This is a genomic window from Alteromonas sp. KUL17, from assembly GCF_006538305.1.
Classification (GTDB): Bacteria; Pseudomonadota; Gammaproteobacteria; order Enterobacterales; family Alteromonadaceae; genus Alteromonas; species Alteromonas macleodii.
Genome location: NZ_BJKJ01000018.1, coordinates 1 through 22282, shown reverse-complemented (window position 1 = coordinate 22282; position 22282 = coordinate 1). Strand labels below are relative to the sequence as shown.

The window sequence follows — 22282 nt, the reverse complement described above, 5'->3', positions numbered from 1 at the left end:
CCACTTTTATTTGTAAATTTAAAAAATGAAGAAAGAAGTTATAGTTTTAAATTGCGGCAGTTCGTCCGTAAAGTTCGCGATAATTGACGCTGACACTGGAGAGGCTGGACTGTCTGGTATTGCTGAAGCACTAGGTAATAGTGATGCTAGTTTGTCTTACAAGTTAAACGGCAAAAAAGAAAAACGCGCACTACCTGAAAAAGCTGGCCATACCGAAGCGTTAAGCGCAATTTCAGAAGTTATCGCTAGTACGGGCGTTAAGCCTATCGCAATAGGGCATCGTGTTGTTCATGGTGGTGAAAAGTTTAAGCAGGCTGCACTTGTCGATGATAGCGTACTAAAAGCAATTGAAGATTATGCAAGCATGGCTCCGCTTCATAATATGGCGAACCTAAAGGGGATCGTCACGGCGCAAGAGGCTTACCCTGACCTGCCTCACGTAGTCGTATTTGATACTTCTTTCTTTCAAACCTTACCCCAAAAAGCCTTCATTTATGCTTTACCCATGTCGCTTTATCGCGAGCACGGCATAAGACGCTACGGATTCCATGGAACCAGTCACAAGTTCATACTTGATAGCATGGCAAAAATTCTTGAGAAGCCGGTTTCAGATACCAGCATTATCAGTGCCCACCTAGGCAATGGCTGCAGTGTGTCGGCTATAGAAAAAGGTGTGGCAGTAGACACAAGCCTTGGCTTTATTCCTCTTGAAGGCTTAGTTATGGGCACTCGCTGTGGCGACTTAGATCCGAGTCTACCGGGAACGTTGCAGAAGAAGCTTGGCAAAACCGCAGATGAGATAAGTGATTTACTTAACAAACAGTCTGGATTACTTGGTATCTCAGAGCTGAGTAACGACTGTCGAACCCTTGAAGATGCGGCGCTTGAAGGTCACGAAGGTGCATTATTGGCCATTGAAATTTTTTGCTATCGCTTAGCTAAATACATCGCGGGTTATATGGTAGCCGTGCCCACGTTAGACGCTATTGTATTTACAGGCGGAATAGGGGAGAACTCATCGCTTATTCGTGAGACAACTATGGGGTATTTCGCCCACTTTGGAATTAGCTTAGATGAGCAAAGGAATACCGACGCGCGATTTGGTCAAGGTGGAAAGATTACCGCTGATACCGCATCAACGGCAGTTTATGTTGTGCCTACAAATGAAGAATGGGTGATAGCCGCAGAAGCTGCAACCTTCGCGTAAATTATATAAGCAACGCCAACGCGTTAGCAAAAGCAGGAGTAACTATGTCTCGCAGAATTATGTTGATCCCCGTAGGCACAAGTGTTGGCCTAACTACGGTCAGCATGGGCCTTGTTCGTGCTATTGAGGAACAAGGCATAAAGCTCAATTTCTTTAAGCCCGTTGCACAGCCACGTAAAGGCGATAACGGCGAAGAGCGCTCTACAGCAATTATTGCGCACCATGCCAGTGTGTCGCCCATCACGCCTTTCGAGCTTGAATACGTAGAGCGAATGATCAGTAACGACAGCACCGATGAGCTCTTAGAGGAGATCATCGAGCGGTTTGAAGAAAGCAGTGTTCAAGAGGCTGTTACTGTTATTGAAGGACTGGTGACAACTCGCCATCATCCTTATGCAGAGCGCCTGAATTTAGAAATTAGTCGGGCACTTGATGCCGACATCGTTTTCGTGGCTGTGCCGGGAAATGAGTCGACCACAGATATCAATCATCGCCTCGAAATTGTTGTAGACACCTATGGCGGTCACAAAAGTCAAAAAGTAGTGGGCTGTATCTTCAACAAGGTTAACGCGCCTTTTGATGAACATGGTCGCTTACGCGCTGATATTGGCGCAATAGAAGCCCCTGAGCACGACGAAGAGCGAACCCAAGCGTTACGTGATTTGCCTATTTTCAAAAAGGGCTTGAGTCTACTTGGCACAATTGACTGGAGCGCTGATTTAGTATCTCCTCGCGCCACCGACGTAGCGAAGCATCTTAACGCTAGCTTGTTAAACGAAGGCGAGCTGGCTGAGCGGCGTTTAAGTAGTGTCACGTTTTGCGCGCGAGAAATTCACAACATGACGCACACCCTAAAGCCGGGGGCGCTACTTGTAATGTCGGGTGATCGCGGCGATGTTTTTGTTTCGTGCTGTTTAGCTGCATTAAACGGCACAAAGCTAGGCGCGCTCTTGCTTACCGGCGGCTACCAGCCCGATGAAAATATTATGGCGTTGTGCAGCCAGGCCATGGAAACAGGTCTGCCTGTCATGCTTGTAAATTCTAATACATGGCAAACCGCCCAAGCACTTCACGCTTTTAATCAGGAAGTACCTGTAGATGACAGTAAACGCATTGAAAAGGTGATGGTTCACACTGCGGAAAGTTTAGACGCAAGTTGGGTAAATTCACTTACCCAAAAAGTGTCGCGCCAGAAAAAACTCTCTCCATCAGCGTTTCGTTTTTACCTAACAAACCGTGCAAGGCAGGTAAATAAACGCATTGTGCTTCCTGAAGGAAACGAGCCAAGAACCGTGGTGGCGGCCTCTATTTGTGCCAAACGGGGTCTTGCTCGTCCTGTATTGCTAGGCGATGAAACTGAGATTAGACGGGTAGCAGAACAGCAAGGTGTTGTACTGAGCGAAGGCGTTGAGATTCTCTCGCCGTCGGCCATTAAAAAAGACTATGTTGAGAGCTTAGTGGCGCTACGCGGCCATAAAGGTGTGACGGAAGTGGTTGCCCAAGAGTTGTTAGAAGATAACGTAACTCTGGGCACGATGATGCTTCAGCAAGATGACGTGGATGGATTAGTGTCAGGTGCAGTAAATACAACTGCGAACACTATTCGCCCAGCGCTCCAGTTGATAAAGACCGCTGAAAACGCGTCGTTGGTGTCGTCAGTATTTTTTATGCTGTTGCCTGACCAAGTTTTGGTTTACGGCGACTGTGCAATTAACCCAGATCCCAACGCTCAACAGCTCGCTGATATTGCTATTCAATCTGCGGAATCTGCACAAATGTTTGGCATTGAACCGCGGGTTGCGATGATTAGCTACAGCACTGGTTCGTCAGGTGCAGGAAGCGATGTAGAAAAGGTGAGAGAAGCGACCAAAATTGCGCAAAGCCTTCGCCCTGATTTACTTATTGATGGTCCACTTCAATACGATGCAGCGGCTATCGAAAGTGTGGGCAAGAGCAAGGCACCAAATAGCCCTGTTGCTGGTAAGGCAAACGTGTTTGTTTTTCCTGACCTCAATACCGGAAATACCACTTACAAAGCGGTACAGCGTAGCTTCGATCTAGTGTGTATTGGCCCAATGCTCCAAGGCATGCGAAAGCCCGTTAACGATTTAAGTCGCGGTGCATTGGTTGACGATATTGTATTTACCATAGCACTTACTGCTATTCAGGCGGCAGGTAACGCTTAACAGGGTAGACTACCTATCTGTTGTAAGGTAGTTGCTGCTAACAAAAACGGCGCTACTTCAAATGAAGTTAGCGCCGTTTTTTATTTTTTAGTCTGATGCAGTGTGATGTATTGCTAAGCTATTAACCTTGCGTAGCGACTATCCTCTGCTCTGTGCAGCAAGCTGCAATCTATGAACTACAAACTAAAATTTTTCCTTTAGCGGCCATTCATCACATCGCGTACTGCTTCACAATTTGTCCATCTTTCATAACAAAGCCCACTTTTTCCATAAGGCTCATATCATCTAGTGGGTTGCCGGGCACTGCGACGATATCTGCCAGCTTACCTTTTTCCAAACTTCCAAGGGTAGCTTCTTGTTTCAGTAAGCGGGCAGGGTTAATAGTAGCAGCTTGAATAGCCTGAATGGGGGTCATACCGAACTTCACCATCCGGGCAAACTGCTTAGGATTATCACCGTGAGGGTAAACCCCGGCATCGGAACCAAATACCATATTTACACCAGCTTTAACTGCCTTCTCAAAGTTTTCGCGCTGAGTTTTACCAACAATACGCTCTTTATTCAGGCTTTCTTCTAGAATACCGGCTTTCTCTCCTTCACCCAGAATATATTCAGTTACGTAAATATCCATAGAGAAGTAAGTACCGTTCTTTTTCGCTAAATCTATCGCTTCGTCATCAAGCAAACTTACGTGTTCTACTGAATCTACACCCGCTTTAATGGCTGCTTTAATGCCATTAGTGCCATGAGCATGAGTCGCTACTGTCAAACCACGTAAATGGGCCTCATCAATGAGGGCTTTCATTTCTTCGAATGTGTACTGCTGTGCACCTACTTTTGTGCCTTTAGACAAAACGCCACCTGTAGCGCAGAATTTGATCACGGTAGCGCCGTACTTAATATTTCGACGTACTTTTTTGCGTACTTCCCACGGGCCATCGGCTACACCTTCGCTATAATTGTCATACTCATAGGGCAAAAGATTGCTGTCACAATGGCCGCCAGTTACGCCTAGGCTTGGCCCAGCTACAAACATGCGCGGTCCCACTACGTCGCCCGCGTTGATGGCATCTCTTAACGCAACATCAGCAAAACCAGGTGCACCTACATTACGCACAGTGGTAAAACCTGCATCTAACGTTGCTTTAGCGTGTTTAACGCCAGTAATAGCCGCGCGGGGCAGTGATACTTCTAAACGCTTGTACCCGTGTCGAGTTGCATCACTGGTTAAGTGTACGTGCATATCCATTAACCCAGGCATTAGCGTGGCATTGCCTAAATCAATACGTGTTGCTTCGTTTGGAACTGTCAGGTCTTTAAGACGACCAGATGCAGTAATTATATTGTCCGTTACAATAACAGCCGCCTGTTTGACGACTTTCCCGTTAGCAACGTCAATCATGCGATCTGCAGTAATTACCGTTGTCTCTGCGAAAACAGCAGTAGAGCAAACAATGGCAGTGATAGAAAAGGTGAGTAGTTTTTTTGAAAAAAGAGAAACCCAGTTCACAAGTATTTCCTTAATTAGCACACATTGAACTTTGCAAAAAAACAAGCTCAACATGTCCTACATCGAGTTAGTATTATTATTGAATGACTATTGTGTCGGTACCTTTAACTTGTACAGATCATCTCTGTCTTCGTCTAAGAAGTAACGCACTAACAAATAGCAAAATAACTATAAACCAAACACCTAGCTCTTGAAGATGGTAATACGGTGTAAACCCTCTGGTTGCGACAACTGGCGCCGAAATATTACCTGCCATGAATTGAGGTAGCCGAGCAGTTATTTCGCCTCTGTGGTCTATAAAAGCCGTAATGCCATTATTTGTCGCTCTAACGACAGGGCGGCCTAACTCAAGGGCGCGCATTTGCGCTATCTGCAAATGCTGAGCAGGCCCATGTGAGTGACCAAACCACGCATCATTACTCACGGTTATGATCATGTCGGTATTTTCAAATACATTTGCCATCACTTGATGAGGAAACGCAATTTCAAAACAGATAGCGGGGGCTAGGTGAATGCCGTTAGCTTCAAGGTTTGCCTGTTGATAGTCACCTCGAGAGAATGATGACATAGGTAAATCGAATAGGGGAGCGAGCGGGCGAAGCCAGTCTTCAAAAGGTACGAATTCGCCTACGGGCAATAGATGATGTTTCGAAAATCGGTTGTTGTGGAAATATTGATAGTCGGGATAAGCGGCATCTGGCGTACGTTTACCTAGCACAATTAGGTTGTTCCACGCTTCATCAGTTTCCCAGTTGTAATTAACAATACCCGTAATAAGTGCCGTGTTCTCTTGAAAGGCTCTTTCGTTAACTTTAGCAAGATAAGGTTGGGCTAATGGTTCTAACTTAGGGACCGCGGCTTCAGGCCAAATGATGAGGTCGTTATCCCATAAGCTTTCAGTTAATTTCCAGTAGGTGTCCATGGTTGGACCATCTTGCTCTGGCACCCATCGCAGACTTTGCGCGATGTTGCCTTGAGCCATGCCTACTGAGTAGGTTTTTTGGGGGGCAACCCAAGTATGTTGTTTAAGAAGGTAGCCACTGGTAAATAAGCACAGTGCCACTAGCACTGCGTTGGCGAAAGTTCGCTTATTGTGTATCAACGCAAATAGCGTAGCGCTGATAACGATAAGCGCGCTTATTCCCGTTTCTCCGATGATTGGCGCAAAGCCTGAAAGAGGGCTCTCTAGTTGACTATACCCTAAAGATAACCATGGAAAGCCGGTTAGCATCCAGCTTCGTAACCACTCAGCCGCAACCCAGAAAAGAGGTAACGCCATTGGCCACAAGTGAGGAGAGAAGAACTTGGCGGTTAACTTGGTGGCAAGCGCAGGATAAAGCGATAAGTAGCCACATAGCAACGCCATAATGCCAATAGATGCCGCAATGGGAAGCCCGCCAAAGTCGGCAATACTCACATGAACCCAACTTATACCCGCTCCAAACCATCCCGCACCGAACAGCCATCCGGCTAAAAATGGGCGATGTTTGAGCTTTATCACCTGACGTATAGCAAGTGCAAGCGCAGGAATAGTTAAAAGCCACATGTTAAAGGGAGCAAAAGCAAGGGTTAAGCTTGCACCACTTAGTAAAAGAAGAAGGTGGGGAGTAAACCGTTTCAGCATAGGAGTCATCTGATCGTGGTTAATAGAGTTGTTACGTCAACATAGGGTGAGCACGCATAAAATCATGCTGCCCTATGCTGAAACAGGCGTAGTTTGCGTTACTTCACTATTCGAGAGAAGGCACTGAAACCTTAAGTTGGATAAGTCGGCGCTTATCAGAGTTAGTCACTTTAAATTGAATGTCGCCAATGGTGATTTCGTCATTGGTTTCAGGCATATGACCAAACGCTTTCAGCACAATACCGCCAATAGTGTCGGCTTCTTCTTCGCTAAACTTGGTTTCAAAAAACTCGTTAAAATCGTCAACCGGCGTTAAGGCTTTAACAGAGTATGTTGATTTATTTAACGGGCGAATATCATCGGTACCATCTTCTTCCGTATCGTATTCGTCTTCAATTTCACCCACGATAATTTCAAGGATATCTTCAATCGTGACTAGACCAGACACACCGCCATATTCGTCTACAACAATGGCCATGTGGTAGCGTTGCTGACGGAACTCTTTAAGCAGAACGTCCACGCGTTTGCTTTCTGGGACAATAACCGCAGGGCGCAGAATATCGCGAAGGTTGAATTCTTTTTCCGCGTTAAATGCAAAAGCTAAAAGATCTTTTGCTAACAGAATACCTTCGATGTGGTCTTTATCTTCGCTGATAACGGGAAAACGGGAGTGAGCAGATTCAAGCATTACAGGTAAAAACTCTTCTACCTTTTGCTCTACATCGATGGTGGTCATTTGAGCGCGAGGGATCATGATATCCCTTACTCGCATTTCATTTACCCCAATAACCCCTTCAATCATTTCGCGGGTTTGTGGGTCTATGATTTCGTTCTGTTCAGCATCAGTAATAACCGATACTAACTCTTCTTTACTTCTCGGCTCGCCAGAAATTGAATTTTTTAGTTTATCTAACCAACTCTTGCCTGATGAGCCGTTGGTAGAGTGAGGATTATCGTCGCTCATAATGTCCGTTTAATTGTTAGTTCAACGCCAACGTTAAAATGGTTCTCGCTGGTCGTCAATGTTTTATTGTTATTAAGTGTTAAAGTACTTAACTAACAATGGTTTATATTGAATTGTTAATCAATAGATTCGTAAGGATTAGCAATGCCAAGGTGCGCAAGAATATCAATTTCCTTGCTTTCCATTTCCTCAGCTTCCGCATCATCAATATGGTCGTAACCCATTAAATGCAATAGCCCGTGAACAGTCATGTGCGCGTAGTGGTTGCTTACGTCTTTATGCTGTTCTTCGGCTTCTCGACTAATAACGGGGGCACAAATAACCAGGTCGCCTAAAAGGTTTATTTCTATACCTGGAGGCGCTTCAAACGGAAAAGATAAAACATTTGTGGGTTTATCTTTTCCTCGGTATTCATGGTTAAGGCTTTGACTTTCGGCTTCGTCAGTAAAGCGAATGGTCACTTCTTGCTCAGCTAACCCTTCGTAATTGAGCACGGCGTTAGCCCAAAGCTCAAGTTCCGAAGGTGAGGGAATGGCGGACAAAATGGCCTCGTCACCTTCAAACGCTTGCTGTACATCAATAATGGCACTCACGATGCGTTGTCGTCTTTCGTTTGCGTGGCATTATCGTCTTGAGAAGCCTGTTCACGTTGAAGTCGCAACGCTTCTTCTTTACGTGCTTTGCGAAGACGCTCTTGTTCAGCATCGTGCACTTCATAGGCTCTTACGATGCGCGCAACCACAGGGTGGCGGACCACGTCTTCAGCGTTAAAGAAGTTGAAAGAAATGTCATCCACTTCACTTAACACTTCAATAGCATGACGAAGACCTGATTTTGCACCGCGAGGTAAGTCTACCTGCGTGATGTCACCGGTGATCACCGCTTTTGAATTGAAGCCAATACGGGTTAAGAACATTTTCATTTGCTCTACCGTGGTGTTTTGACTTTCATCCAGGATAATAAAGGCATCGTTCAGCGTTCGACCGCGCATATAGGCCAGCGGTGCAACTTCAATGACGTTGCGTTCCATAAGCTTTTCTACTTTCTCGAAGCCCAACATTTCAAATAGGGCGTCGTAAAGCGGACGAAGGTACGGGTCAACTTTTTGTGAAAGGTCGCCGGGTAAGAAACCGAGCTTTTCACCCGCTTCTACCGCCGGGCGGGTAAGCAAGATACGGCGAATTTCTTGTCGCTCAAGCGCGTCCACAGCAGCAGCGACCGCTAGGTAGGTTTTACCCGTACCGGCAGGTCCAATACCAAAAGTAATATCGTGGTTTACAATGTTCGCCACATATTGCGCTTGGTTAGGATTACGCGGCTTAATCACACCGCGCTTGGTCTTAATATTGACTTCTTTGCCATAGCCGCCTGTTGCGTCTTTTTCAATAACGCGGGCTTCTTGAATGGCAAGATGAACTTGTTCTGCTTCTAGCTCGGGAATACGGCCCTTAATAGGCTGAGTTTCTATATAAAGAAGCTTAAGTAATTCGCTGGCACTTTTTATTTGCTGCGGTTCACCCAACACCTTGAATGCGTTATTGCGGTAGGTAATCTCTACGCCTAACCTGCGCTCAATTTGTTTAATGTTGTCATCAAAGGGGCCACATAAACTCGACAAACGTTTGCTATCTGCCGGTTCTAATTCAAATTCGTTACTAACCAATGTACTCAAGCTACTTTTTTCCTCGCTATAAAATGTATTTAGGCTGGGTTAAATTGACCCACGCCAAGCTCATCGGGCAAATCTGCCTGATGCTTTGCCATGATAGATTGGGGCGAAACGGCAACACGCAAGCCCATTTCGCTCTCTCTGCGCACAACTTCACCACGTAATGAGTTAGTGAATACGTCAGTGATGTTTACATCAACGAATTCGCCAATCATGTCTGGTGTGCCTTCGAAGTTCACTACACGGTTATTTTCAGTACGTCCCGAAAGCTCCATTGGGTTTTTCTTCGACGGACCTTCAACCAAGATTCGCTGCTCTGTGCCAACCATGTGACGAGCAATACGAAGGGCCTGTTGCGTAATACGCTGCTGTAGTAGGTGAAGACGTTGCTTCTTAGTTTCTTCACTTACGTCATCTACTGCGTCGGCAGCAGGCGTACCCGGGCGAGCACTGTAAATAAAGCTGAAGCTAAGGTCGTAATCGACTGCCTGAATCAAATCCATGGTGGCTTCAAAGTCGGCATCTGTTTCACCTGGGAAACCAATAATGAAGTCGCTCGATAAGCTAATGTTCGGGCGAATTTTCTTCAGCTTACGCATTTTAGACTTGTATTCGATTGCTGTATGGCCACGCTTCATCAAGTTCAATATACGGTCAGAGCCGCTTTGAACAGGCAAATGTAGGTGGTCTACTAACTCTGGAATAGACGCGTATGCTTCTATAATGTCATCAGTAAATTCAACCGGGTGTGAGGTGGTGTAACGAATTCTGTCGATACCGTCGATGGCCGCTACCAATTCAAGCAGCTCAGAGAAACGACAAATTGTACCGTCGTAATTTTCACCGCGATACGCGTTAACGTTTTGACCTAGAAGATTTACTTCACGCACGCCTTGACCTGCAAGCTGAGCGATTTCAAGCAACACGTCGTCAACAGGACGGCTTACTTCTTCACCGCGGGTGTAAGGCACAACACAGAATGTGCAGTATTTTGAACAGCCTTCCATGATTGAAACGAACGCCGTTGGACCTTCAGCACGTGGTTCAGGCAAACGGTCAAATTTTTCAATTTCCGGGAAGCTAACGTCAATGACTGACTTTGCGCCGCCCTGAAGCTGATTGATCATTTCAGGCAAGCGGTGCAGTGTTTGTGGACCAAATACTAAGTCTACGAAAGGCGCGCGCTGACGAATAGTATCGCCCTCTTGAGAGGCTACACAGCCGCCCACACCGATAATAAGTTCAGGTTTATCTTGCTTAAGTGTTTTCCAACGTCCCAGCTGGTGGAACACCTTTTCCTGTGCTTTTTCACGAATTGAGCATGTGTTAAGCAAAATAACATCGGCTTCTTCAGCACTTTCTGCAGCACTGTAGCCATGCGTTGAGTCTAGTAAGTCTGCCATTTTCTCCGAGTCGTACTCGTTCATTTGGCAGCCCCAGGTTTTGATATACAGCTTTTTAGTCATAACAACTATTCGATAACCTGTTAGTGTTCCTGTAAGTGAGAGCAGTTTCACCATTGTTTAGAAAAGGTGGCTGCCAGAATGTTATTTTACGTAAGGCGCTTAAATCACCACGTAAAAAACACTGATAATGTCAGTTACAGGAAGATGTTCAAAATAGCCGCATATTTTACCTGTTATGCAAGCATATTCCCAGTATCTTGAGACGATTCGTTAAGAATTGATCTAGGGCAAGCCAGTTCTACGTTTTACTTCACAGCGCTTTGTGTTTTAAGACATAATGCAAGTGCGTGTTTTAAGGAGAGTAAATGGTCGATTTTTGTATAAATGGCGGCGGTATGGTAGGTGCTGCACTTGCGTTGGGACTTGCTCAGCAGCAGTTTAAGGTAGCAGTGATAGAGCCGTATCTACCAGCACCTTTTAACGCTGAGAAGGGGCCCGACTTAAGGGTTTCAGCCATCAGCGAAGCATCGGTAACGCTGTTAAAAGCCCTTGGTGCTTGGGAGCACATAGCCGCCATGCGTGTTAAACCTTACACAGGCCTTAGCGTGTGGGACGACCCAGCCCATCGAACAGACTTTACCGCACAAAGTATCGACATGCCCCAGCTAGGCTTTTTTGTGGAAAACCGATTGTTGCAGCTGGGGTGCCACCACGCATTAAAGCAGTTTGACAATGTTGAGCTCATTACCGGACAAACGGTGCAAGATATTCAATTAACGAATACGGCTAAGGTCAGCCTTTCGAATGGCAGAACCATTGAAGCGAGCTGGCTTGTTGGCGCAGATGGTGCAAACTCTCAGGTAAGAAAGGCGGCGGGCATTGGCACCACAGGTTGGCAATATGCGCAGCAGGCGATGGGGATCACTATAAAGATGGAGAACGCCGTTGAACCTGTAACCTGGCAGCAGTTTACATCGAGTGGCCCTAAAGCCTTTTTACCTATGTTTGATAACTTCGCTTCGCTGGTTTGGTATGACTCGCCAGACGAACTCAAACGGATTAAAAGTTTAAAAGCGAGCCAACTTGAAAGTGAAATTCTTAAAACGTTTCCAGACGAATTGACCAGAAATGGCAATAGCTTTTCGGTTATTGATAAAGCGATTTTTCCGCTTACCCGTTCTCATGCCAATCACTATGTGAAAGGCTGTTGTGCGTTAGTTGGTGATGCAGCACACACTATTAATCCGCTTGCCGGACAGGGTGTTAATTTAGGTTTTAAAGATGTAGAAACCTTTCTTTCTGTGTGTGCTGAATTCAAGCCATTCGGTAGCGACAACGCATTGTCGCTAACCGATAAAGTATTTTCTCAAAGGCTTATCAGCAATTATGAAAAGCCACGAAAGCGAGATAATTTGGTGATGATGACGGCAATGGATGGGTTTTATACCTTGTTTAGCAATGACGTTGCCCCCATAAAATGGATAAGAAACCAGCTTCTTTCTGTGGCGCAGCGCATAGAGCCTGCTAAACAAGAAGTGCTCAAATATGCGATAGGGTTACGATAATGGAAGTGTTAATTTTACTGGCGGTGTTATTTGGTGCGCTAGCATTGATTATACCGCTAATAGAACGCTCTAAAATGCGAATCAGTAATGAGGATGCTGCGAAATGGGCTAAGTGGATTTGGCCCTTAATGGGGATTTTGCTTATCGCCCAGTTGTTGCGGTTACTGTTCTCTTAGCTGCTGCTTAGGTTTAAAAAGTCACAAAATCTAGCCACTTGCCGAACTCAAATCAATTCACTTTTTCAAAGGTTCAAAGGAATGACCGTACAATTTTCGCAAGGGTTCTCCAATCAATGTCCGTGGGTTAATCTAAAAGGCTATAGCCTTTATTATATTTGGCAAGGGCATCCAGCAGACGAAGGCGAAAAACACTTTTATCAGCTGAAGAGTAAACCTGACCCTGAAAAGGTTGAGGTGATGTCTGCCTGCTGGGATGGCTATGCAGGCAGTTACCAGTTAAGTGCTGAAGGAAGCCTTGTTCTCACTCGGTTTCATTACTTCCTCCCCAACGGGTTGGGGGAGTCCGATGCCTTACTTGAGGAGTTACACGGCGACTTTTACTAAGAATTTAGAACCCACTTTGAAGGCGATCAGCTATATGTACCGTTTGTTGATGGTAAAGTGACTGTTGACCAGGAACAGTGGGTTGAGGTTAAGCGAGCCTACATTAATATGAAAACGGACAAAAATGGTTTTTCCACTTGGTTTAATCGGTTCATTCCGAACCGCTTATTTAAGTAAACAAGGGCTCATCCAACTGGTTTCACGGCAATTTTCATGAAATGCACTGCGTCAGTTTTTGTAAGCCTTCATCTACATTAATGTGTTTGTTGTGGCCATTGTCCTTTCAAGTCGATAATGACTTTGTCTATCATCTTAATAGTTGTTTGATTATCGTCTTGCAGTAAGGCAAACGCTCGTAAGCCAACGAACTGATTTTGAAGCCACTCTGCGGCTGTTGACGTTGGCGTATGTTCAGGCAGCTCACCTTTTTCGATACAGGCTTCAATAATATTTCTAAAACCAGCCTTAAGGGTTTGCATGCTCTCAAGTACAGCTTTTTTGGCAATATCACCAATGAGTTCTAATTCTGCAATAGACTTAACCAACAAGCACTGGCGCATGTAGCGTTGCTCGTCGGGGCCAGTTAATGCTGTTTCAAAAAAGTGGTAAAGAGCGTCTAAAGGTGATTGAGCTTCTGTGACTTGCTTTAAACGTTTTGCACTGTTGTCTGCATAATGCTCAACAACAAGTTTGAATAAACCTTCTTTGCTTTGAAAACGCGCATAAATACTACCGGGGCGCATATCCAATGCCTGCTGAATATCACGCATGCCAGCCGCCTGAAAGCCTCGTTGCCAAAAAAGCGTAGTGGCTTTTTCTATAATCTCATCGTGGTCATATTTCATCGCTGCATACCTTATACGTGAATATTTTGAACATATGTTCAATTATCGCTTGAACGATCGTTCAAGTAAACCTATTATTATTGGCATACGAGTAGTGAGTAGCGCAAAGCGTTGCTTGCAGTTTTTGATCACATCAATAGGAGAGTGACATGAGCGATTTTACTTTACACACGAAAGAGAGTGCGCCAGAAGCAGCGAAGCCTTTACTTGATAATTCGCAAGCAGCATTTGGAATGATTCCAAATCTACATGCAGTAATGGCAGAAGCGCCGACTTTGCTTGAAGGCTATCAAGTGCTGCATAAACTAGCGCAAGAAACATCGTTCAATGCAGAAGAGTTAACGGTGGTTTGGCAGGCAGTGAATGTAGAGCACGCGTGTCATTACTGCGTTCCAGCGCATACGGGTATTGCGAAGAGTATGAAAGTGCGCGATGACCTAATTGAAGAGTTGCGAAACGATGAAACACTGTCTGACAGCAAATTGAATACGCTTAAAGAAACTGTGCTGGCTGTAACTCGCGGGCGAGGTAATGTTGAAAATGCGCAGCTTGACGCATTTTACAGCGCTGGATACAAGCATCAGCAATTGTTAGAAATCATACTTATATTGGCGCAAAAAGTGATGAGTAATTATACCAATCATTTGGCCGATACGCCTGTTGACGAACCTTTCAAAAAATTTGATTGGTCGCCTAAATAATCATTTGATAGCTCTTTTAAAACGGAAGCAAGGCTTCCGTTTTTTGTTTCTGGCTTAAACGCTTGCGAGCAATCTCGCAAAAACTGAATAGCAGTAGGCTACACAGTGTGTAGATAAAAAGCGCAAACAGCATTTTTCTATTCCTATTCAAAATACGACTATTAAGACGCCAAGGGCAGCTGCGGGCTTAATTCTTCTACGGTTTCCATTGCAACTAACTCTTCGTATCCCTTTTGCTGCAACAGTGTTTTCAAATCGTCGCAACTACTGCATCTATTTTGTTTAGCGATCGGCACTGCTTCGATGAAACACGACAGGTGAGTTATAGATTGTGTTTGTGTCATGGTCTACTTCACTTTTGATTTTACGTAAGTTCGTTGTTTCCATTTTTATTGGGATTACTTTGGCTTAGCCTGAAGTCACTAATGTGACGCTAGCATTATGCTTTTATGAAAAATAAGGGGGAAAAGTTCAAAATACCTTGAAATGTATATACATAAGATATACATTTTGTATTCGAATAATGTGGTAGTACTTGCAGATTCTCATTGAACGACATACTGCACGTATTGATATTTGCAAGGATTTAAGGTGTCTGAAAAAAACAATAAAAAGAAGAAAAAGAATAGTCAGATGATTATTCGAATTAACGACGAAGAGCGTGCTCAGTTTATCGCGTTATGCGAAGACCTAGACACTTCTGCTGCTCGTGAAGTTAGACACTTTATTCGAGAATTTATTGCCAAACACGGCGATCAATAGCGGCTTTGCTAAACGTTATGTGAGTGAAGCGAACACTACAAATAAAGATAAGGATTTACATCATGGCTAAGAAAAAAGAGTTAAAAAAAGCGATTAAAGCAACTAAGGCGAAAATTTCTAAGCAAGAAGGAAAGCTGAAAAAGCTTAAGAAGAAGCTTAAAAAAGCATAAGCGCCTATTTGGCACTCATTAGTGCAAATTTGGTATGAAAAGCGCTCTGAACGGAGCGCTTTTTCTGTTTCATGTACTCTAGTCCAAATTACCTTTTGTGAAGGAGGCACCTTCCTACCGCCTCTTACCACCAGTGCAATAGATGATTCCGTCGCTTCATCTTCAAAATTCCGCCTGTCGTCGATATTAAGGATTTATTACAACTTTAGTATTGTGCGAGCGAATCTTTTTGTGATTTACTCAGCCTTCAAGCACCGCGTGCTTTTCATCTCTAATAATAATAAGTCTGATCAGACAATCTGGCGTTTAGCAGTACCCCAACAACAGAAAGAAGATATTGTATTTCAAAGCGTTTTTGATTCACGAAATACAAAACTACACACTTCGAAAAGTAAAATTTAAAAGAATTCAGGAACAACACAATGCAACAGGCAAAATTTAACGCTTCTGCTTTCAAGCTTTCCCTCATTGCTTCTGCAATTGCAGGAATGGCTTTTTCCTCTTCGTCAGTGCTTGCACAGGAGCAAGCTTCTGTTGATGAGCAAGATGTTGAGCAAATCCAAATTGTAGGTTCACGTCGCGTTGGTCGCACCATCAATGACTCCCCTGTACCTATCGACATTATCGATGCTTCATCTATAGAAGCAACGGGGCTCACTGAAACCAACATGATCTTAAACCAGTTACTGCCTAGCTTTAACTTCCCTCAGCCATCTATTACCGATGGCACCGACCACGTACGACCAGCGCAGCTGCGTGGTTTAGCACCAGACCACACGCTGGTATTAGTTAATGGTAAGCGTCGTCATACCTCTGCGCTTCTTAATTTAAATGGTTCGGTGGGGCGTGGCTCTTCAGCGGTAGATTTAAACGCTATCCCGGCTAATGCGATTAAGCGTATTGAGGTGTTGCGTGACGGTGCTGCGGCTCAGTACGGCTCAGACGCCATTGCCGGTGTTATTAATATTGTTTTGAAAGATGCTGCCGAAGGCGGTGAAGTGTCGGCAACGTATGGTGCTAATGTTACAACAATGGACGGTGTGCCTAACCTTGAAGGTGTGAGTGTTGGTGCTGACGGTAATTTAGCATTCGCTGAAGGAAGCGACAGAGACGTAACCGATGGACAAACCTTTACCCTTCGCGGCAACGTAGGCTTCGAATGGGGAGATGACGGCTTTGTTAACGTATCAGGTGAATACCGCGACCGTGGACAGGCGAACCGTTCGGACTACGACCAGCGAGAAAACTATGCGCGAGACGCGGACGGCAACTTAGACCCTCGTGAGCTTACGGTCAACCGCTACAATCACGTTTACGGAAATGGTGAGGTAGAAGACTACGCCTTGTTCATAAACGCGGGCAAAGCCCTTACTGATAGCGTTGAGTTTTATACTACCGCAGGTTACAGCACTCGTGATTCGGTAGGCGGAGGCTTTTACCGTCGTGCTCAAGATTCACGAAACGTAGTTGAAATTTATCCAGACGGATTCCTACCTTCTATTCAAACTGACATAACCGATATGTCGCTGCTTGCTGGTATTAAGGGCTATGGCGATGTGTGGAATTACGACTTGTCCGTAACACATGGTGGTAATGAGCTTGAGTATGGTGTTATCAACACCCTAAACACGTCTTTAGGTCCAACGAGTCAAACTGAGTTTGACGCGGGTACGCTAGAATACAACACCACAATTGTGAATGCTGACGCGTCGCGTTTGGTAGATACCGGGTATTTCTACAGCGAAATGAACTTCGCTATGGGCGCAGAATATCGTCATGAGAGCTATGAAATAACTGCAGGTGAAGAAGGGTCTTACATACAAGGTACGTTTGGACCTGGCGGCGTGGTGACTGACCCGGTAGACGGCCCGTTTGGTGCTGCTGGTTCGCAAGTATTCCCAGGCTTTACACCAGAATCTGCAGGTGAAAACAGCCGTCATAACTATAGCTTCTATGTGGATGTAGAAGCTGACGTTGTAGAAAATTGGAACGTAGCAGTGGCAGGGCGCTATGAAGATTATTCTGACTTCGGCAGCACGTTTAATTGGAAAATGTCTCACCGTGTAACCCTGAGTGATGCATTTGCACTTCGAGCGTCAGTATCAACCGGCTTTAGAGCACCATCGCTACAACAGCAATTCTTCACCTCAATCGCGACGGTATTTGTTGATGGCGAGCCAACAGAGACGGGCACATTTGCGCCGTCAAGTGATGTTGCGCAAGCGCTGGGCAGCCCAGGTCTTGATGCAGAAGAATCGAATAACTACAGTGCAGGTTTTACCTACTCGCCAAGTGCCGATTTCAACCTGACAGTAGACTTTTATCGCATTGATATCGACGATCGTATCGTGCTGTCTAACAACCTATCAGGTGAGGGTATAGAAGCACTACTTGCGGGTACGGGAGCTAATCAGGCTCGATTCTTCTTAAATGCGATAGATTCGCGTACGGAAGGTGTTGATATTGTTTCTACCTATACGCTTAATACGTCAGATTATGGTGCGTTTAACTTTAACGCAGGTGCCAACTTTAACGATAACGAAGTAACAAGTGTTATCGATGCACCTGAGGTGTTGCAAAATGCAGGCTTCGACCAGGCTAACTTGTTCGATGATGTTGAACTACGTCGCTTCGAAACGGCTTCGCCTGACAGCAAACTGAATTTAGGTGTTACGTGGAATTATGACCGCTACACAACAACCTTACGCACTACTCGTTATGGTGAAGTGGAAGACCCATCGTCAGTTGAAGCACGCAATGAAATCATTCCGTCAGAGTGGATCACAGACCTAGACGTTCGCATTGCGTTAACAGAAGGACTTACCGTTTCTGTTGGTGCTAACAATTTGTTTGATGTGTACCCAGAAACAACCCGTGAACTTGTGGATGATGTAACCACGTTCTCGCGCTTATTCCCGTATTCAGGCTTTTCGCCGTACGGTTTTACAGGCCGTTTTGTTTACGGAAAAGTCTCGTATAGCTTCTAATTAGCACCGGTTCTTGAGTGCTGAAAGCCAGTTGATCAATACGCAACTGGCTTTTTTTGTACCTGTTACTTAGTCATTTTTCTCAAAGGTAACTACACAGCGATGTTCGTTTAAAAGCGCAAAGTCTTCTTTGGGAATAAAAGCGTCGTAATCACGTTGCAGCTTAACTTGTGCTTCCTTGCGAATTTTACTGCGGCGTATAGCCGTTACGAAATTGCGCATTTCATGGTGAGTAGATAACTCTAGCTCAGGGACTGAAACAGGTGTGCCGCTATCATCTTTGGCAACCATGGTAAAAAAGCTGTTGTTGGTATGTTTGACCTCGTTGGTTTTGATATTTTCCGTAGTGACTTTTATCCCTACTACCAAGGATGTGTTTCCGACATAATGAACGGTAGCGTCGAGGTGAAGTAAGTCACCCACTTCAACAGGCTGTAAAAACTCGACGCCATCAACAGTAACGGTTACACAATAGGCTCCTGCGTGTTTACTTGCGCAGGCATAGGCGACTTTATCCATTAACGATAAAATGACACCTCCATGCACCTTACCGCCAAAATTAGCAAAAGATGGCACCATTAATTCAGTCAGTCTTGTTCTTGAAAAAGCGACATTACGTGCAGTCATAAACAACCTTTAATCTTAAGCCCTTGAAAAGCGCCGAATAAGCGTTCATATCAGTATTGGATTAACCCTACCACAAATTTTAAGGAATGGTTTTGTCACAAACGCATTTTTATCAACCAAAAGAAGGTCATGGCTTGGCTCACGATCCGTTTAACGCAATCATCGCACCGCGCCCAATCGGATGGATCTCTACAAAATCAAAAACGGGAGTGCTAAACCTTGCTCCTTATAGTTTTTTCAATGCGTTGAACTATACGCCGCCAATTATCGGCTTTTCAGTAGTAGGCAGTAAGAAAGATTCACTGGTAAACGTACAGGAAACGGGTGAGTTTTGCTGGAATCTTGTATCAGAAGATTTGATTGATGCAATGAACACGACAAGTAAACCTCTGGCACCTGAAGAAAGTGAATTTGACCATGCAGGGCTTCAAACTGTAGAAAGTGAAGTGGTAAGCGTTCCCCGCGTAAAAGCGAGTAAGGTGAGCATGGAATGTAAGCTAACTGATGTGGTACAGCTTAAGACCGCCTCAGGTGAGGAGGTGAATAGCTGGTTTATCATGGGTGAAGTAGTGGGTGTACACATTGATAAGTCACTCATCGAGAACGGCGTTTACAGCACGCTGAAAAGTGCGCCAGTTACCCGTGGTGGCGGACGAGGCGATTATTACACTATTTCCCGAGATAACTTTTTCGAAATGCTAAGACCAGAGTAACGGTCTTTAATAAAACAGTGACAACGCGTCAATATTAACCGGTGACCTAAATGCTAAATATGAACTTTGATGAACGCCTAGCGATTAATACGCAAATGCAAGAGTGGCAGGCGTCACCGTCTTCTACGGTATGGCGGAAGCCTTTAGAGCGTGAAGCAAAAGAGTCTGGTCATACAACTAGCGTCGTGAAGTACGAAGCTGGCGCGAGCTTTAAGCAGCATAGTCATCCTTATGGTGAAGAAATTTTGGTGCTTGAAGGTGTATTTTCCGATGAACACGGTGATTACCCTGCAGGCACTTACTTGCGTAACCCGCCAGGCAGTAAACATAGCCCTTTTAGTAAAGAGGGCTGTGTTATTTTAGTGAAGCTGAACCAGATTGATAAGCGCGACTTGAGTGAAGTACGCGTAAATACAAATAAAGCACAATGGCTGCAAGGGCAGGGCGGTTTACAAGTGATGCCGCTCCACAACTTTGAGCATGAACATGTGGCGCTAGTTAGGTGGCCCGTGGGAGAGGTATTTAAGCCTCACAAGCATTTCGGAGGTGAAGAAATTTTTGTGCTATCGGGTACATTTAAGGACGAACATGGCGCATACCCAAAAGGCACATGGTTGCGCAATCCTCATATGAGTCAGCATCATCCCTACGTGGAGGAAGAAACAGTAATTTGGGTGAAGACAGGGCATTTGCCAGTAGCGTTGTAGGCCGCCATTTCATTTGTTGCAGGTAAATCAAAACCAGTGTTTTACTTGCGGTCAATTACTACAAACGAAAAAGGCTAACCCGAGGTTAGCCTTTCTTTTTCTAAAACTTACGCCAGAACTTACTTGGTCAAAGTTAGCGTGGAAACACCTAACTTTAAAACACTAACCTAGTAAATGCCGGACTTAATCCCAAATACCCTCTTCTGACTTACCCTGTATTTCACAGTCGCCTGCTTTGTATTCCATGTTTGCGCCACTGTCTTTTTTCTTAAAGTAGTCTTTGCTGATAGACACAATGGTAGGGGTCATCCATACAATAGCAATGATGTTTATCACCGTCATTAGGCCCAACGCCATATCGGCCATGGCCCATACCTGAGGTAGGGCTGCCTGTGCGCCCCAGTAAATCATGCCTAAATAACCAATAGTGTAAACTGCACGGCCTATTTTATTATCTAGCTTGAACATGTGCAGGTTACTCTCGCCATAGGCATAGTTTGCCACTACAGACGTGAATGCAAATAAGCTGATGGCGGCAGCCACAAAGTCAGTACCGCCTTCGCCTAGGTGACTGCTCATCGCATCTTGGGTTAGGCGTATGCCTTCCATTTGATCAGAGCTTGAACCGCCAGCAAGTAAAATGATGAAGGCAGTAGACGTACATAGCACGAGTGTATCTAAGAAAACGCCAAGCATCTGAATGTAACCCTGTGATACGGGGTGATTAGGGTTAGGCACAGCACTAGCCGCAGCGTGCGGTACAGAGCCGCTGCCTGCTTCGTTTGAATAAAGCCCGCGCTGAATACCATTTTTAATGGCCGCACCGAGTGCACCAGCGCCAGCTTCCTGCAAGCCAAATGCTGATTTAACGATATCGAGCAGCATGGCTGGCAGTTCGGAAATATTAATGAAGGTAATAGCCAATGCCACAAGCACGTAGCCTATTCCCATAAATGGCACCACAAACTCGGCAAAGCGCGCAATGCTTTTAAGGCCTCCCACGACGATTAAGGCTGCCAGTGCAATAATGGCTAGGCCTACATATTCTGTGGGGAAAGAGTACGCATTGTTTAATGCATCGGTAATAGTATTGGCTTGAACGGCGCTAAAGACAAAGCCGTAGCCAAAGAACAAACATAGAGAAAATGCGACTGCAAGCCAGGTTTTGTTCAAACCCTGCTTGATATAATAAGCGGGACCACCACGGAACTCGCCGTTTTCGTCACGGACTTTGTATAGCTGACCTAGTACACTTTCGGCAAAGCCGGTTGCCATACCTAGAAGGGCAATCATCCACATCCAAAAAATAGCGCCAGCACCACCTAGAGATATAGCAACCGCGACGCCAGCTAAGTTACCCGTGCCTACACGAGCCGATAAGCTGGTACACAAAGCTTGGAATGAACTTATCCCATCCTTAGTAGAAGTGTTACTGCCCTTTAGTAGGCTGAACATATGGCCAAAGTGCCTAAGCTGCACACCGCCAAGTTTAACGGTAAACCAGATACCACATGCAAGCAGCATAATGATAAGTACCTGACCGTCTCCCCAAAGAATATTGTTAACTAATGAAACGAATTCGTTTATCACGCACTTTCCTTCGTTATTGTTTTAATTATTGCTCGGCGTGTAGAAATGAACTGAACATGACAGGTGCGTTGTCAGAACAAACGCTTCGGCTTAAGCAAACTTTTATTTGCTAAACCTTGGAATAAGCCGAGCTATATCGATAAAAAACCAATACTAGCACGACAATTAAATGATTGGACAATGAAAACGTACTGAAACTATGACGTTTTATGCTCGCATATAGCAAATTTATTCATTCATGGGGGAGAAGAACACATTTGCTGAACAATACGAGAGTACAAACAAAAAAACCGCTCAAAAGAGCGGCTTTTTCAAGAATATGGCTGGGGTAACAGGACTCGAACCTATGAATGGCGGGATCAAAACCCGCTGCCTTACCAACTTGGCTATACCCCAATACTTGGTGCGGAAGGAGAGACTTGAACTCTCACGCCGTGAAGCACTGGAACCTAAATCCAGCGTGTCTACCAATTCCACCACTTCCGC

The 22282-nt window shown here is 45.0% G+C and carries 20 protein-coding genes and 2 tRNA genes; 10 read left to right on the top strand and 12 right to left on the bottom strand.

Annotation, left to right across the window (positions count from 1 at the left end):
• Window positions 1-25: 25 nt before the first annotated feature.
• Window positions 26-1207 (top strand): acetate kinase, encoded by a 1182-nt coding sequence (locus tag KUL49_RS14895; RefSeq protein WP_014948987.1) that lies wholly within the window; start codon window positions 26-28, stop codon window positions 1205-1207.
• Between the two features lie 44 nt (window positions 1208-1251).
• A complete protein-coding gene (gene pta, locus KUL49_RS14890) occupies window positions 1252-3393 on the top strand; it encodes a phosphate acetyltransferase (RefSeq protein ID WP_039225623.1) in 2142 nt (713 codons plus the stop codon).
• 211 nt (window positions 3394-3604) lie between these two features.
• Here pta and KUL49_RS14885 read toward each other — a convergent pair whose 3' ends face one another.
• The 6 genes from KUL49_RS14885 to miaB form a co-directional block, all read right to left on the bottom strand.
• On the bottom strand, window positions 3605-4903 hold the full coding sequence (locus KUL49_RS14885) for an amidohydrolase family protein (protein WP_039230292.1): 1299 nt from the start codon (window positions 4901-4903) through the stop codon (window positions 3605-3607).
• Between the two features lie 118 nt (window positions 4904-5021).
• Complete coding sequence (lnt, locus tag KUL49_RS14880) at window positions 5022-6527, bottom strand: apolipoprotein N-acyltransferase (RefSeq protein ID WP_131137804.1); 1506 nt, start codon at window positions 6525-6527, stop codon at window positions 5022-5024.
• 106 nt (window positions 6528-6633) lie between these two features.
• Window positions 6634-7491: a CNNM family magnesium/cobalt transport protein CorC gene (gene corC / locus KUL49_RS14875; RefSeq protein WP_014948991.1), complete on the bottom strand. Its 858-nt coding sequence runs from the start codon at window positions 7489-7491 to the stop codon at window positions 6634-6636.
• 116 nt (window positions 7492-7607) lie between these two features.
• A complete protein-coding gene (gene ybeY / locus KUL49_RS14870) occupies window positions 7608-8084 on the bottom strand; it encodes an rRNA maturation RNase YbeY (RefSeq protein ID WP_039225624.1) in 477 nt (158 codons plus the stop codon).
• Window positions 8081-9163 (bottom strand): PhoH family protein, encoded by a 1083-nt coding sequence (locus KUL49_RS14865; protein WP_039216249.1) that lies wholly within the window; start codon window positions 9161-9163, stop codon window positions 8081-8083. The genes ybeY and KUL49_RS14865 overlap by 4 nt, the downstream gene beginning before the upstream one ends.
• Before the next feature lie 29 nt (window positions 9164-9192).
• Window positions 9193-10626 carry a tRNA (N6-isopentenyl adenosine(37)-C2)-methylthiotransferase MiaB gene (gene miaB / locus KUL49_RS14860; protein ID WP_014948994.1) on the bottom strand — a complete coding sequence of 478 codons (1434 nt, stop codon included), beginning with the start codon at window positions 10624-10626 and terminating at the stop codon, window positions 9193-9195.
• Between the two features lie 305 nt (window positions 10627-10931).
• Here miaB and KUL49_RS14855 point away from each other — a divergent pair, with 305 nt between their 5' ends.
• The 3 genes from KUL49_RS14855 (at window position 10932) to KUL49_RS21250 (ending at window position 12694) form a co-directional block, all read left to right on the top strand.
• A complete protein-coding gene (locus KUL49_RS14855; RefSeq protein WP_131137803.1) occupies window positions 10932-12131 on the top strand; it encodes an FAD-dependent monooxygenase in 1200 nt (399 codons plus the stop codon).
• Window positions 12131-12307: a hypothetical protein gene (locus KUL49_RS20840; RefSeq protein WP_014948996.1), complete on the top strand. Its 177-nt coding sequence runs from the start codon at window positions 12131-12133 to the stop codon at window positions 12305-12307. The genes KUL49_RS14855 and KUL49_RS20840 overlap by 1 nt, the downstream gene beginning before the upstream one ends.
• Before the next feature lie 81 nt (window positions 12308-12388).
• A complete protein-coding gene (locus tag KUL49_RS21250) occupies window positions 12389-12694 on the top strand; it encodes a hypothetical protein (RefSeq protein WP_242633847.1) in 306 nt (101 codons plus the stop codon).
• A 254-nt stretch (window positions 12695-12948) separates the two neighbouring features.
• On the opposite strand, the gene KUL49_RS14845 is transcribed toward KUL49_RS21250, so the two are convergent.
• Window positions 12949-13539: a TetR/AcrR family transcriptional regulator gene (locus KUL49_RS14845; protein ID WP_014976138.1), complete on the bottom strand. Its 591-nt coding sequence runs from the start codon at window positions 13537-13539 to the stop codon at window positions 12949-12951.
• 149 nt (window positions 13540-13688) lie between these two features.
• Here KUL49_RS14845 and KUL49_RS14840 point away from each other — a divergent pair, with 149 nt between their 5' ends.
• Window positions 13689-14240: a carboxymuconolactone decarboxylase family protein gene (locus KUL49_RS14840; protein ID WP_131137802.1), complete on the top strand. Its 552-nt coding sequence runs from the start codon at window positions 13689-13691 to the stop codon at window positions 14238-14240.
• 161 nt (window positions 14241-14401) lie between these two features.
• Here KUL49_RS14840 and KUL49_RS14835 read toward each other — a convergent pair whose 3' ends face one another.
• Window positions 14402-14584 (bottom strand): hypothetical protein, encoded by a 183-nt coding sequence (locus tag KUL49_RS14835; protein WP_131137801.1) that lies wholly within the window; start codon window positions 14582-14584, stop codon window positions 14402-14404.
• Between the two features lie 247 nt (window positions 14585-14831).
• Between KUL49_RS14835 and KUL49_RS20835 the strand changes: the two genes are divergently transcribed.
• On the top strand, window positions 14832-15002 hold the full coding sequence (locus KUL49_RS20835) for a hypothetical protein (protein WP_014949001.1): 171 nt from the start codon (window positions 14832-14834) through the stop codon (window positions 15000-15002).
• Between the two features lie 592 nt (window positions 15003-15594).
• Window positions 15595-18159, top strand: coding sequence for a TonB-dependent siderophore receptor (locus KUL49_RS14825; RefSeq protein WP_131137800.1), 2565 nt, complete (start codon window positions 15595-15597; stop codon window positions 18157-18159).
• A 69-nt stretch (window positions 18160-18228) separates the two neighbouring features.
• On the opposite strand, the gene KUL49_RS14820 is transcribed toward KUL49_RS14825, so the two are convergent.
• Complete coding sequence (locus tag KUL49_RS14820) at window positions 18229-18786, bottom strand: acyl-CoA thioesterase (RefSeq protein WP_014976142.1); 558 nt, start codon at window positions 18784-18786, stop codon at window positions 18229-18231.
• 92 nt (window positions 18787-18878) lie between these two features.
• Here KUL49_RS14820 and KUL49_RS14815 point away from each other — a divergent pair, with 92 nt between their 5' ends.
• Both KUL49_RS14815 and KUL49_RS14810 read left to right on the top strand, forming a co-directional pair.
• Window positions 18879-19499: a flavin reductase family protein gene (locus tag KUL49_RS14815; protein WP_080986466.1), complete on the top strand. Its 621-nt coding sequence runs from the start codon at window positions 18879-18881 to the stop codon at window positions 19497-19499.
• 50 nt (window positions 19500-19549) lie between these two features.
• A complete protein-coding gene (locus tag KUL49_RS14810) occupies window positions 19550-20206 on the top strand; it encodes a cupin domain-containing protein (protein ID WP_131137799.1) in 657 nt (218 codons plus the stop codon).
• Between the two features lie 183 nt (window positions 20207-20389).
• On the opposite strand, the gene KUL49_RS14805 is transcribed toward KUL49_RS14810, so the two are convergent.
• From KUL49_RS14805 to KUL49_RS14795, 3 genes are all read right to left on the bottom strand, one after another.
• Window positions 20390-21796: a sodium:alanine symporter family protein gene (locus KUL49_RS14805; RefSeq protein WP_075176299.1), complete on the bottom strand. Its 1407-nt coding sequence runs from the start codon at window positions 21794-21796 to the stop codon at window positions 20390-20392.
• Window positions 21797-22116: 320 nt separating this feature from the next.
• A tRNA-Gln gene (locus KUL49_RS14800) sits at window positions 22117-22192 on the bottom strand.
• 5 nt (window positions 22193-22197) lie between these two features.
• Window positions 22198-22282 (bottom strand) — tRNA-Leu (locus KUL49_RS14795).